This window comes from Streptomyces sp. NRRL S-920 (genome assembly GCF_000717945.1).
Lineage (GTDB): Bacteria > Actinomycetota > Actinomycetes > Streptomycetales > Streptomycetaceae > Streptomyces > Streptomyces alboniger.
This window is the reverse complement of sequence record NZ_JODF01000028.1, coordinates 56,216-69,315: the sequence shown is the minus strand read 5'-3', so window position 1 is coordinate 69,315 and position 13,100 is coordinate 56,216. Positions and strand designations below refer to the sequence as shown.

Sequence of the window (13,100 nt, the reverse complement as noted above, 5' to 3'; positions counted from 1 at the left end):
GCAGTCCCATGAGCGACTCCGCGGTGAAGGGCCCCGCCAGCTACTTCCCCTCCATCGAGAAGAAGTACGGGCGGCCGGTCGAGGAGTGGAAGCAGCTGATGCGGGACTCGCCGCTGACCCGGCACATGGAACTCGTCGCCTGGCTCAAGACCGAGCACGGGATCGGGCACGGGCACGCCAACGCGATCGTCGCCCACACGCTCGCCGAGTCCCGGGGCCAGTAACGGGACCGGCCACGACCCGGGGGCGGGGCCCCTGACAGGGGCGTCCGGATCGCACCCGTTCCGGGTGGTTCGGCGGGACGACCCCGGGTACCCGGGGCGCCAAGCGCAGGAGGCGCCCGGGAGTTTCCTGCGTCAGGCTCTCCTCGTTGGAAACGCAGCGTGGAGAGCTGCCCCACCCGTTACGCCGTCGGCCCCGAGCACTCGGAGGTCTCCCGCGCGCGGCCCAGGCTCGCGTCCAGCTCCCTGCGGATGTCCTCCGGCAGGTCGCCCGCGCAGCCCCAGGCGACTATCAGGTCGGCGACGCGGCTCAGTTTGATGTTGGTGTGCTGCGAGGTCTCCCGCAGCACGGTCCAGCCCTGGTCGGGGGTCAGCCTGCCCATCGCGACGACGATGCCGATCGCCTGGTCCACCGTGGCGTGGGATTCGACAGCCTGTTCCAACTGGCTGACTTTGCGTTGCAGCTCGACGACCTTCTCACCCTGCTCGATCGAATCGGCCGGCTCGTCCGGTCGTCGTTGCGGATCCACGTCTGATGACGTCACATCGCCTCCGGGCGGGGTAGGGGCCAGCGCCAGAATGCCACGGTGCATTCGACGGGCACCACAATTCCTTCACGTCCGCTCCCCGCCGATGCCGGAGACCGGCCGTGCGCGCGGGGGCATATGCCGCGTGCAAGCTACCAGGAGCACGGCGACCTGCGGGCGGGCCGGGCGGACTCCCGGGCGCCGCCCTCGTCGCGGGCCGCGCCACCGCCCCCCCACCACCGCGTACGTGACATCCATCGCATAGGGCGCCTTGAATAGCCCTTGTGCGTAGGGGAGTTGATGCCACCGCGCTATCACCGAACGGCATCGGTCCAGCGCCGCCCGCACTCCCGATACTCGTCCCGACCGGAGGCCGCACCCGCAGGCCTCCATCCCGGAAGGGACACACCCCCATGAACAGGACCAGAACGGGCGTCCTCGCCGCCCTCGGCACCGCGGCGCTCGTGGCCACCCTGACCGCCCCCACGGCGTTCGCGGCCCCCGCCCCCGCTTCCGCCCCCGCCGACAAGAGCGCCGGCCAGTCCGCCGCCGCGTTCCGGACATCGGCGTACGCCTCGTCCTCGTACAACGGCGAGAGCCAGGCCGCCAACCGGCAGTTCTTCGAAGCCGTCATGAAGTCGGCGCTGAAGAAGCAGGCGGCGAAGCCCGGCATCCAGGCCGTCACCGTCACCTACAGCACGCGCAGGGCCCCGAGCTTCCGCAGTCAGATATCCCAGAGCACCCAGATCTGGAACTCCTCGGTAAGCAACGTGAAGCTCCAGGAGGGCAGCTCCGGGACCGACTTCGAGTACCGCGAGGGCAATGACTCCCGGGGCTCCTACGCCTACACCGACGGGCGCGGGCACGGCTACATCTTCCTGGACTACCGGCAGAACCAGCAGTACAACTCCCTGCGCGTGACGGCCCACGAGACGGGCCACGTCCTCGGGCTGCCCGACCACTACTCGGGTCCGTGCAGCGAGCTGATGTCCGGCGGCGGGCCCGGCCCGTCGTGCACCAACGCGCGGCCCAACGCCCAGGAGCGGCAGCGGGTCGACAGCATCTGGGCCCGCGGGGTCGCCGTCCTCAAGGACGAGGGCGAGCTGACGAAGATCCGCTGAGTCCGGTTCTCGGTTCCGGATCCGGTTCCGGTTCGCCGGGTTCAGCCCTCGGTGGCCTGTCTCGTACCGCGAGAAGAAAGGAATCCCGACCAACCCGGCCGCGCGTGGCACACTCTCCCACGACATGGGGACTCATGCTCAGGGAAAGCAGCCGGGCCGCCGCGGTCGGCGCCGCCGTGTGCGGACGGGCCTCCAGGGGCTCCTGAAGCGCCTGAAGTGCCTGAAAAATCCGGCCTTTTCAGGGCTCCTGGCACGGCTTCGGCACCTCAAGCTCCCGGGCGGCCCGGCCCACCCCGCCCGCCGGACCCGCCGCCGCTTCCTGGACTACCCCCGCTCCGGCCGCGTGGGCATACGCCGCTGGCTGCCCTCCTGGCGGCAGCTGCTCGGCACCACCGGCCTCCTCCTCCTCGTCACCGCGGCGCTCTTCATCACCGTGTACGTCAGCGTGGACATCCCCGACGAGAACGAGGCGGCCCGCCGCGAGGCCAACGTCTACTACTGGTCCGACGGCTCCCAGATGGTGAGCACCGGCGAGGTCAACCGGCAGATCGTGGAGCTGGACCAGATCGCCCCGTCCGCCGTGGACGCCGTGATCGCCGCCGAGAACGAGACGTTCTACGAGGACTCGGGGGTCTCCCCCACCGGCCTGCTGAGGGCCGTCGTCGCCATGGTCGGCGGGGGCGAGACGCAGGGCGGCTCCACCATCACCCAGCAGTATGTGAAGAACACCTACCTCTCGCAGGACCAGACCGTCACGCGGAAGGTCAAGGAGTTCGTCATCGCGCTGAAGGTGGACCGCAAGAAGAGCAAGGACGAGATCCTCAAGGGGTACCTCAACACCAGCTGGTTCGGGCGCGGGGCCAACGGCATCGAGGCGGCGGCCCACGCCTACTACGGCATCCCCGCCAAGAAGTTGAACCCCAGCCAGGGAGCCATGCTCGCCGCACTGCTGAAGGGCGCCGAGCTGTACGACCCGGCGGGCGGTCCGGGCAACGACCGGCGGGCGCGCGAGCGCTGGGCGTGGATCCTGGACCGGCAGGTCGAGGTGGGCCTGATGACGAAGAAGGAACGGGCGAAGTACCGCGCCTTCCCCGAGCCGCGCAAGCAGCGCTCCTCCAGCCTCGGCGGCCAGACCGGCTATCTCGTCGATATCGCCAACCGGTACGTCAAGCAGCACACCGGCCTCACCGACGAGGAGCTGGCCCGCGGCGGCCACAAGATCCACACCACCTTCGACCGGGGCAGGACCCGGGACCTGGAGCGCGCCGTACGCGGCGTGCTCAAGCGCGACCTCGCGCCGAAAACGCGCCCCGCCGACAAGCACGTGCAGGTCGGCGCCGCGTCCGTACGCCCCTCCGACGGGGCGCTGGTGGCGCTGTACGGCGGCCCCGACGCCACCGAGCACTTCACCAACAACGCGGACACGTCCGGCGTCCCGGTCGGCTCGGCGTTCAAGCCGTTCGTGCTCGCCGCCGCGCTCCAGCACGGGGTGTCCATAGGGGCCGACAGCCACTACGCCCCCGACGGCACCCTGCGCCGCTCCAAGGGCAAGCCGGACCCCGACCACCCCACGCTCGGCGCGGCCCTGCACACCGGCGGCAACGCCACCTACGTACGCCTCGGTGAGGACATCGGCCGGGTGCAGGTGCGCCGCACCGCCATCGACGCGGGGCTGCTGCCGCAGAGCATGGCCCCTCTGGAGCCGACCTTCTCCATCGGCACGTCGACGCCCAGCGCGATCCGGATGGCCACCGCCTACGGCACGTTCGCCAACGGCGGGCTGCGGCACGCCCCGTACTCGGTCACCAAGGTCGTCAAGGACGGCACGGCCCTGCCCGGTCTCGATCGGCCGGGGCCGGGGCGCGCGATGGACGAGGGGGTGGCCCGCGAGGTCACGGACGCCCTCCGCGCGGGCGCCGAGGACCTCGGCCCCGGGGTCGCGGCGGGCCGCACGGGCGCCCAGGACCGGCTGCGGACGGCGTGGTGCGCGGGGTTCACGCGGGACCTCTCGACGGCGGTGACCGTATTCCGCGTGCGCCGGGGCCAGTCGGCGCTGCTGCCGATGTCGGGGGTCGGCGGGGACAAGTCGGGGCGCGGGAACGCGCTTCCGCCCAGGATCTGGAGCGCGTACGCGCAGGCCGACGGCGGCCGTTGACCTTGCCCCTGGGGCAGAGCCCAGAGTCTGCGTCACCGGGCCGACCGGCCCGGTGACGGAGGATGGACCCGTGAACGCACCACCGCCTGACGAACTGCTCTCCATCGGCGTGTTCGCCGCCCGCGCCCGGCTCTCGCCGAAGGCGCTGCGGCTCTACGACCGGCTCGGGCTCCTGGCGCCCGCGTACGTCGACGAGGTCAGTGGCTACCGCTACTACCGCGTGGACCAGGTCGAGCGCGCCCGCACGGTGGCGCTGCTGCGCCGGCTCGACATGCCGCTCGCGGGCATCGCCGAGATGGTGCGGCTCGACGGGGAGCGGGCGGCGCACTCGCTCGACGCCTACTGGGCGGGGATCGAGGAGCGCTTCGCCGAACAGCGGACACTCGCGGCCTACCTCCGTGGACGACTCTCGGGAAGGAACGCCGAGTTGTACTCGACATTCGAAGTGAAGACCGTGGACGTGCCGGAGACGCACGTCCTCAGTGAGACCCGGCACGTGGTCGCCGGGGAGCTGGCCGCCTGGATCGGCCCCTCGGCCGAGCGGCTGGAGAAGGCCGCGAAGGAGTGCGGGGGCATCGCCGCCCCGCACTTCGTCGTCTACCACGCGGACGTGACCGAGGAGAGCGACGGGCCCGCCGAGTCGTGCGTGCCGGTCGTCGACGCCGAGGCGGCCCGGTCCTGGGCGGCCGATCAGGGCCGGGCCTCGGACACCAAGGTCCGCGTGGAGCCCGCACACCGCCTGGCCTACACCCGGATCACCAAGGCGCAGGTCGCCTACCCGCAGATCATCGCGGCCTACGACGCCGTGGAGGCCTGGGCCGCCGAGCGGGGTCTTACCATCACGGGGCCGTGCCGCGAGGTGTACTTCGCGGACTGGGGGCGCAGCGGCCCACAGGACGAGGTGTGCGACGTGGCGTTCCCGGTCTCGGCCGGATAGCGGCACTCACCTCCCCACGCAACCCGGGCGTCATCGCCCTCCCCCGCGCCTATCCTGAGGAAGCATGGGGGACGGGGACGGTAAGCGGGGAGAAGCGGCCGGGGGCGTCAACCCCGATGTCGATCACGGGAGTTGGCGCGTCCGGCTGCGGCGGTGGGCCGCGTCGGGGAGCGGCGACGTGCTCGGCGCGGGAGTGCTGTTCGGCAGCGATCGCGTGCTGACCTGCGCCCATGTCGTACGCGACCCGGCGACGGGCCTGCGCCCCGATCGCGTACAGGTCGAGTTCCCGCTGCTCCAGGGCCTGACCCGCACCCCGCACCGCACCGCGACCGTGGCGGCCGGGCACTGGGTGCCGCCCTTCGGCAAGGCGCAGGGCGACCTGGCGGTGCTCGTCCTGGACGAGCCCGCGCCGGTGCCCTCGCCGGTCAGGCTGCACCGCACGCTGGACTACCGGGGCGCCCCGGTCCTCATCGACGGCTTCCCCGAGTTCCGGTCGGGCGGCCAGTGGCTCACGGGCGCGTGCATGGGGCCCGGCGGCGAGGGCGACGAGCGGGTGCAGATCGACCTCACCGGGGCGGGCGGGCTGCGCGGCGGGTTCAGCGGCTCCGGGGTGCGCGAGGAGGGCGGCGACCGGCTGCTCGGCATCGTCGTGCAGGCCGACGAGAGCGGTGAGCACGGATACATGATCCCGGCGGCCACGGTCGCCAAGTACTTCCGCCGGTTCGCCGAGCGGTATGTGACGGGGCCGCACGCCGTCCCCGGCCACCGCGTCGTACCGGCCGAGGCGGCCCGCGCGGCCCGCCCGCACGGCCTCCAGCGCACGGTGGCCCGCTGGCTGAACGCCGACCAGGACGCCTGGGACACCGAGGTCCTCTTCATCGCCGAGGACGACGAGCGGGCCCGCCAGGCGCTGTACGTCGTCCTGAACATGGCCGACCGGGAACAGGCCCCGCAACTGGCCGTCAGCCCCCTGGACCTCGACGCCGACGAGCCCAGCGCCGCGCCGCTCCTGTCCCGCGCCGGGATCGCGCCGCGCGTCGGCAGCATCGGGCTCGTACTGGATCTGGAGGGCGTCGCGCTCGACGAGCCCTCCCAGCCCGAACTGCGCGAGGCCCTCGCCGTGTTGCGGCACGAGCTGCGGCACGCGGCGCTGCCACGCACCGGCTTACCCCGCCGCCCCGCCGTCGCCGTGCTGTACGCCGACCGGTCCCCCACCGAACCGGCGGCCGCCGTGCGGATCCTGCGCGAACTGGCCGACGGCGGGGCGCGGTTGCTGCTGGTCGTGCGCGACACCGCGCACGGCTTCCCGTACGCGGTGGCCGAGCATTTACTGCCCGCCGAGCGGGCCGCGCAGTGGTTGCAGCGGATCGGCGCCCGCGTCGACGTCCTCGCCGACGCCGAGCGGCGCGCGCGGCGCCTGTTCCACCGCGTGGAGCCGCACGTCGTGGACCCGCCGGCCGCCACCGCGTACGCGGCGCGGGCCGCGCTGTGGACGGTGCAGCTCAGCAACGAACTGCGGCCCCTCGCCGGGCGGGGCGGACCGCGCTTCCTGGAGAAGCTCTCGTACGCCGAACAGGCTGTGGACACCTACCTGTTGCGGGCCGAGGCCGCCGAGAGCGAGCTGCGGCAGGTACTGGACGAGCATCTGCGGCTGCGCGGGCTGCTCCGCGACCACCTGGCACGCCTCGCCGGGCGCGGTCTGGCCGAGCACCCCGCCGCCGTCGGCCCCTACCGCGAGGCGCAGCAGCTCCTGATGGGCGGGCCGTGCCCGCTCGCCGACGCGGAGCGGGCGGTGGAGGCGTTCGCGCGGGTGGTGCGGCGGCTCGCCGAGGCGGAGGGCGGCGGGTGAGCCCGGTCAGGCCCTGCCCGCACCCCGGCTGCGCGGGCACCCTCACGCCCAACGGGTACTGCCTGGCCGGCGGGGAGCGCGTGGACCCGGCCACCGGGCGGCACTCCACCGAGCCGTACCCCGCGCACCCACCGACCCCCGCGCACCCTTCGTATCCCTCCTCCGGCCAGGGGCCCTCCCAGCACTGGATCGTCGGGCCGGGCCCCGCCGCCGCTCCCCCGCCCCGCCCCGCCCGCGTCACGCTCCCCGCGGAGAACCCCGACCCCACGGTCCTGCCCGAGATCACCCTGCGGGACCGCGCGGACAGCGAGGACGCCGCCCTCGCGGCGCCGAGCGGGCTTCCGCTGCCGCCCGGCACACTGCTCGGCGGCCAGTACCGCCTGGTGCGGGCGCTCGGCTACGGCGGGATGGGCGAGGTGTGCCTCGCCCGCGACACCAACGTCGACGACCGTGCCGTCGCCATCAAGATGCTCCACGCCGAGCTGGCCACGGACTCGTACCGCCTCCTCAAGGGCGAGCGCAAAGAGCTGGTCGAGCTGAACCACGACGGTTTCATCCGGGTGTTCAACTACGGGCACCACCCCGGGGTCGGGGACTTCCTGGTCCTCCAGTACGTCGACGGGCTCAACCTCGAAGAGGTGCGGGCCCGCGCCCGCGAGCACCCGGAGGAGTTCGGCCACGAGCGGTTCTGGGAGTTCGCGCTCGCGTACGGCGTACGGATCCTGGCCGGGCTCGCCTATCTGCACGCCCCCGAGCGCGGCAAGGTCTACGGCGACCTGAAGCCCCCCAACGTCATGCACGACGGCTCCACCACCAAGCTCATCGACGTCGGAAGCGTGCGCCGCGCGGGCGCGCCCGGCCTCACCACCCCGCTCTACCGCGCCCCCAGCGTCGGCGACCGCGGTGAGTCGCAGCCGCAGGACGACCTGTTCAGCCTCGGCGAGACGCTGCGCACCCTGTGCGGCCTCGGCGCGACCCGCCACGACCTCGCGGACCTGGCCGCGCTCGGCCCGCTGGACGACCCGTCCGCCGGGCACCGCGGGCTCGGCCCGGTCTCCCTCGCCCGGGCCCTGCGCCGCGCCACCCGCACCCGACGCGCCGACCGCTTCGCCACCGCCCGCGAGATGGCCGAGCAACTGCGCGGTGTCTTCAGGGAGTTGCGGTCGCTGCGCACGGGCGTAGAGACCTTCGAGCCGTCGCCGCTCTTCCTCCAGTCCGCGTACGCCCTCGACGGCGGGCTCGGCGCCGCCCCCGAGGTGTCCCGCTGGGCGGCCCCGCCCTCCGCGCCCCGCTACCCCCCTCCCGGCCCGCCCGAGGTCTCCCGGCGCCTGCCCGTGCCGCGCCCCGACCCGGACGACGACCACCACGGCGAGCTGAGCAGGCTCAGCGACGACGACCCCGCGGCGCTGCTCCAGCACACCGGCGACTGGCGGGACTCCCCCGAGGTGCACCTGCTGCGCTGCCGCCTGCGGCTGCGGCTCGCGCCGGACACCGACCCCGACGCCCTGCCCGCCGCCGAGACCGCGCTGGCCCTGGCCGAGGACGCCATAGGCCCCACGAAGGCCCCGTACGACTGGCGTCTCGACTGGCACCGCGGCCTGCTCGCGCTCGCCCGCTCCCGCGTCGCCGAGGCCCGCGACCACTTCGACCGGGTGTACGGCGCGATCCCCGGGGAGTACGCGCCGAAGCTGGCCCTCGGGCACTGCGCCGAGCACCTGCGGCGGCCCCACGAGGCCCTGACCTTCTACGAAGCCGTACGGCTGCGCAATCCGTCGCTGGGCAGCGCGGCCTTCGGCGCCGCCCGCGCCCGGCTCGCCCTCGGCGGCCCGGACGCCCTCGCCGACGCGATCGCCGCACTGGACGCCGTGCCCCAGCACTCCCGGCACCGCACCGCCGCCCGCACCGCGGCCGTCCGCATCCATGCCGACCACGCCCAGGACGCCGACGGCCTCGGCACGGCACTGCGCCGCCTCGCCGGCCTCTTCTCCGCGCACGGCCTCACCGACGAGCAGGCCCGCGTGCGGATGAAGGCCGAGGTGTGGGGCGTGGCGCACCGGCTGCTCGCCCCGCCCGACGACGCCCCGCGGATGACCGGCGCCGAGCTGCGGGCGGTCGCCGCCAGGGCCGACCCGCTGCTCGAATTCCCGCCGGACGAACGGCGGTTGCGCAAGGACCTGTCCCGCTTCTACCGGGGCCTGGCCCTCCAGGCCGCTCGCGACGCACCCCCGCGGGACACCGAGGTGCCGCTCGCCGAACTCCTCCTTGACCGCGCCTACGCGGTACGCCCCTTCGCCTTACGACACCACAGGGACACCCCATGGCCGGGCAAGAAGATCACCAACTGGATCAGGAACAACGCGCCCACGCAGCAAGGTGGTTGAGCCGCGACGAGAGGGGGCCGCGGGCCCGCGTCGGCCTGGAGGTGAGCCAGGTCGTCGAACTGCCCCGGCCCCGGCCGCCGGGGGCGGAGGAACCGGCGCGGATGTACGCGGTCCTCACGGTGACGGTCCGCAGGCCCGGCACTCTCGCGCCCGCCGCGCCGGACGGTCCGGCCCCGGGCCGGCCCCGCCCCCGCCCCCGCCTCGCGGAGGTACTGCTCATCGACCACTCCTCCTCGATGGTGATCCCGCCGAGCCGCCTCGCCGCCGCCCGCGCGGCCGCCGTCAGCGCGCTGGCGAAGATCCCCGACGGAGCCTTGTTCGCCCTGGTCGCCGGGGGAGACAGGACCGCCATGATCTACCCGAGGCGGCCCGGCCTCGCCGTCGCGCACGCCGAGTCGCGGGCCGCCGCCGAGGCCGCCCTGTACGACTGCACACCGGGCGGCGGCACCGCGATGGGCACCTGGCTGGAGCGGGCCAGGCTCCTCTTCCGCGACCTGCCCGCAGGAGGATCCGGTGCCTACGTACGTCACGCCCTGCTGCTCACCGACGGCAAGAACGAGCCCGGCTACGAGTCGCGCGAGGACCTGGACGACCGCGTCCGGCGGTGCGCGGGGGTCTTCGACTGCGATGTGGTCGGCATCGGGGACGCCTGGGAGACGGACGAACTGCTGCTGATCGCGGGCGTGTTGAGCGGGCGGACTAGGGCAGTGGAGGATCTGACGCGGCTGCCGGGCGAGCTGGCCGCGCTCACCGGCCGGGCCGCCGAACGCGACGTGACCGGCCTCAGGCTGCGCCTCTACCACCGGGCCGGGGTGCACCCCCACTCCTTCGAACAGGTCCACCCCACCCGGACCCCGCTCACCCCCGCCCGCACCGACCTGACCGGCGTCGAGACCGGCGCGGGCGGCCCCGTCGAGGAGTACGAGCTGGGCCCCTGCGGTGAGGAGACCCGCGCCTACCTGCTCTGCGTCGGCGCCCCCTACGACCCGGCGCAGCTCGGCAGGGAACTCCTCCTGACGGAGGTGGAGATCGACGCCGGTGAGCACGGCAGAGAACACCTCGAACTTCCCGCCCCCCAGCCCGTCCTGATGCGCTGGACCGACGACGCCGACCTCTACAGCCGCCTCGATCCCCAAGTGGCCCACTTCCAGCACGAGGAGGAGCTGCACCGCACCTTCGAGCGCGCCTGCGCGGAGCTGAAGCGCGGCGCCCGCGCGGAGGCACAGGCGCTGCTCGGCACGGCCTGGCGGCTCGCGGGAGAGACCGGCGACACGGCGATGCGGGACCATCTGCGCCGCCTCGTCCGCGTCCACGACAGCGAGCGCGGCACGGTGGAACTCCTGGAACACATCGCCAGGTTCGACGTCGAGGCGGCCCGCATCCAGTCGAGCATGACGGTCCTGCCGGGAGGCCGCCCGCCCCGCGCCCGCACCCCCGGCGGCCCCCGGTGACGGCCTCCTGGCACACCGCCCGGCTCGTCGCCACCGACGCCCTGCGCCGGCTGCGCCGCTCCCTGTGGCCCGTCCCGCTCTCCCGGCGGCCGCGCAACCACGCCTACGTGCGGGAGCGGATGATCGCCCTGCCGCTGCTCGCCGTCGTCGCGTCCGTCGCGTTCGGCTGGGCGTACGCGGAGATCCGCGCGGACTCCGCGGCGCTGCGCGGCAGTTATACGCCCGCCCTCGGCGATCTGGCCGACGCGGAGATGTCCCTGCGCATCGCCGACCGCGAGGCGGAGAAGAGCCTCGCCGCCGGGGAGTCGGTGCGGCTCTCCGGCATCGGCAAGCGCTACCTCACGCGCACCACACGGGCCACCCAGAGCCTGAACCAGGTGGCCCGCAGCGGCGCTCTGTCCACCGCCGAGCGCCAGGAGCTGGACGTGGTCTCCGGGCTCGTCGCCGACTACGGCAACTGGATCGTCTTCGCGCAGAACCACGTCGGCGACCCGGCCCTGCGGGACGCCGGTCTGTCGTACGCCCGCAGCATGCTCTGCACACCTCCCGCGCCCCCGCGCGAGACGGGCCCCGGCGGCTACCCGCCGTGCGAGCCGGGCACCGGCTCCGACGCGACCGCCGTGGTGGACCGCATCTCCGCGCTGGAGACGAGCCTGCGCGACCGGTTGGCAGGGCGCGCCGCCCTCGGCGGCGGCGTGTGCGGCGCGGCCGCCGTCGCGGCGATCGCCCTCGCCCTGCTCTCCCTCGGCCTGTGGCGCACCCAGGTCTTCCTCCACCACCGCTTCCATCTGCGCGTCAGCGTCCCGCTGCTCGCGGCCGCGCTGCCGCTGCTCGCCGTGCCGTTCCTGACGGCCGACGCGGTACTGGCCCACCGCGCGCAGCAGCGGGTCGTGGCCACGGCGGGCGCGCTGTCCCGCGCGACCTCACCGGCGATCGAGTCCACCGCCGACGAGCGGCCCTTCGCCGACCCGGACCCCCGCCTCATCGCCTCCCTGGACGCCCGCGCCGACCGTGACCTCGCCGAGGGGCGCCTGTCCTCGCTCGACGGGGCCGCGCCCTGGGTGGCGCCCGTGGGACTGCTCACCGCGGGCCTGATCTACGCCACGCTGCACGCCTACCGCCGCGAGTACGTCCTCATCTCCCGCTCCGGAGCCGCCGTATGAGCAGGCCCCTCGCCGTCCTCCGCGCCTTCCTCGCGGCCTGTCTGCTCGCCGTCACCGCCGGTGCGTGCGCGGGCGAGAGGGAGGAGACGCTCGTTGTCCTCGGCCCCTGGACCGGTGACGAGGGCGAGGCGTTCGAGGCGATGCTGAACAGGCTCGACGACGGCACCGGACGGACGTACACCTACCAGGGGACCCGCTCCCTGCGCGAGACGCTCGTCGCGCAGCTGGAGGCGGGCGACCCGCCGGACGTGGCGATCCTCAACAGCGTCGGCGAACTCACCGAGTACGCCCGCGCGGGCCGTCTGCGCCCGCTGCCCGCCGCGGCCGCCGCCCGCGCCTACCCGCCGTGGGCCCCGCCGCTCACCGTCGACGGCACGCGCCGCACGTACTGGGTGCCGCTCAAGGTCGACCTGAAGAGCCTGGTGTGGAGCAGGGAAGGCCAGTCGGCCGCGTCCCCCGAGTGGTGCGTGGGCCTTGCCTCGCAGGCCACGTCGGGCTGGCCGGGCACCGACTGGATCGAGGACATCCTGCTCCATCAGGCGGGCCCCGACGTCTACACCCGGTGGGCCACCGGCCGCCTCCGCTGGCGCGACCCGCGGGTCCGGGAGGCCTGGACGACCTGGGCGGACCTCCTCGGCGACCGCTCCAAGGCGTCCGTCGACCAGTCCCTCACCATGTCGTACGTGGGGACCCCCGACCCGGCGGACAAGGGCGGGGCGGACCCGCGCGGGCTGCTCGGCTCCGTGACACCGCGCTGCACGCACGAGCACCAGAGCGCCTTCATCCGGTACGTGTACGCCGGTGACCCGGTGCGCGCCGATCCGTCGGCGGGCTTCCTGCGCGGCCGCGCCGCCCACGACGGCGCCTACGAGGTGGCGGGCGACATGGCCGCCGTGTTCAGCGACGACCCGGCGGCCCGCACCCTCGTCGAACGGCTGTCGGGCAAGACGGCCCGCACGCTGTGGCGCTCCGAGGCGAAGGAGGAGCTGCGGCCGTTCTTCCCGGACGCCACCGACCCCCAGCCCACCGACCCGACGGGCCGGCGCATCGCCGCGATCCTCACCGAGAAGGCGCGCGCGCTCTGCTTCGACGCCTCGGACGCGATGCCGCCGGTCCTGCGCGACGCGTTCCACCGCGCCGTCCTTCAGTACTTCGGGAACCCGACGGGCGAGCGCCTCGACGAACTTCTCGGGCAGCTGGACGCGGTGCGCGCGGACGCGGCGCCGGACACGGGGCCCGGCCGCCTGCCCGCTTCCGGGATCTGCGCGGCGCCCGGCGGCTGAGCGCCGGGCGGG

General features: G+C 74.2%; 10 protein-coding genes. 9 read left to right on the top strand and 1 reads right to left on the bottom strand.

Features of this window, described 5'->3' with window-relative positions; all coding sequences use genetic code 11:
• The first annotated feature begins 8 nt into the window (after window positions 1-8).
• Window positions 9-224, top strand: a complete 216-nt coding sequence (locus IG54_RS0120620) for a DUF4287 domain-containing protein (protein WP_030786256.1) — start codon at window positions 9-11, stop codon at window positions 222-224.
• A gap of 179 nt (window positions 225-403) precedes the next feature.
• Here the strand turns inward: IG54_RS0120620 and IG54_RS0120615 are convergent, their stop codons facing one another.
• On the bottom strand, window positions 404-766 hold the full coding sequence (locus tag IG54_RS0120615; RefSeq protein ID WP_234336275.1) for an ANTAR domain-containing protein: 363 nt from the start codon (window positions 764-766) through the stop codon (window positions 404-406).
• Between the two features lie 395 nt (window positions 767-1,161).
• On the opposite strand from IG54_RS0120615, the gene snpA reads away from it, so the two are divergent.
• From snpA to IG54_RS0120575, 8 genes are all read left to right on the top strand, one after another.
• Complete coding sequence (gene snpA / locus IG54_RS0120610; protein WP_030786250.1) at window positions 1,162-1,869, top strand: snapalysin; 708 nt, start codon at window positions 1,162-1,164, stop codon at window positions 1,867-1,869.
• A 124-nt stretch (window positions 1,870-1,993) separates the two neighbouring features.
• Window positions 1,994-4,024 carry a transglycosylase domain-containing protein gene (locus tag IG54_RS0120605; protein WP_078594309.1) on the top strand — a complete coding sequence of 677 codons (2,031 nt, stop codon included), beginning with the start codon at window positions 1,994-1,996 and terminating at the stop codon, window positions 4,022-4,024.
• Window positions 4,025-4,094: 70 nt separating this feature from the next.
• Window positions 4,095-4,961 carry a MerR family transcriptional regulator gene (locus IG54_RS0120600; RefSeq protein ID WP_030786242.1) on the top strand — a complete coding sequence of 289 codons (867 nt, stop codon included), beginning with the start codon at window positions 4,095-4,097 and terminating at the stop codon, window positions 4,959-4,961.
• 64 nt (window positions 4,962-5,025) lie between these two features.
• Window positions 5,026-6,810: a S1 family peptidase gene (locus IG54_RS0120595; RefSeq protein ID WP_030786238.1), complete on the top strand. Its 1,785-nt coding sequence runs from the start codon at window positions 5,026-5,028 to the stop codon at window positions 6,808-6,810.
• Window positions 6,807-9,191, top strand: coding sequence for a tetratricopeptide repeat protein (locus tag IG54_RS0120590; RefSeq protein WP_234336273.1), 2,385 nt, complete (start codon window positions 6,807-6,809; stop codon window positions 9,189-9,191). The genes IG54_RS0120595 and IG54_RS0120590 overlap by 4 nt, the downstream gene beginning before the upstream one ends.
• Window positions 9,188-10,642: a vWA domain-containing protein gene (locus tag IG54_RS0120585; protein ID WP_030786232.1), complete on the top strand. Its 1,455-nt coding sequence runs from the start codon at window positions 9,188-9,190 to the stop codon at window positions 10,640-10,642. Before IG54_RS0120590 ends, IG54_RS0120585 begins: the two co-directional genes overlap by 4 nt.
• Window positions 10,639-11,805 carry a hypothetical protein gene (locus IG54_RS0120580; RefSeq protein WP_051819720.1) on the top strand — a complete coding sequence of 389 codons (1,167 nt, stop codon included), beginning with the start codon at window positions 10,639-10,641 and terminating at the stop codon, window positions 11,803-11,805. The genes IG54_RS0120585 and IG54_RS0120580 overlap by 4 nt, the downstream gene beginning before the upstream one ends.
• Complete coding sequence (locus tag IG54_RS0120575) at window positions 11,802-13,088, top strand: extracellular solute-binding protein (RefSeq protein ID WP_030786227.1); 1,287 nt, start codon at window positions 11,802-11,804, stop codon at window positions 13,086-13,088. The genes IG54_RS0120580 and IG54_RS0120575 overlap by 4 nt, the downstream gene beginning before the upstream one ends.
• Window positions 13,089-13,100: the final 12 nt, after the last annotated feature.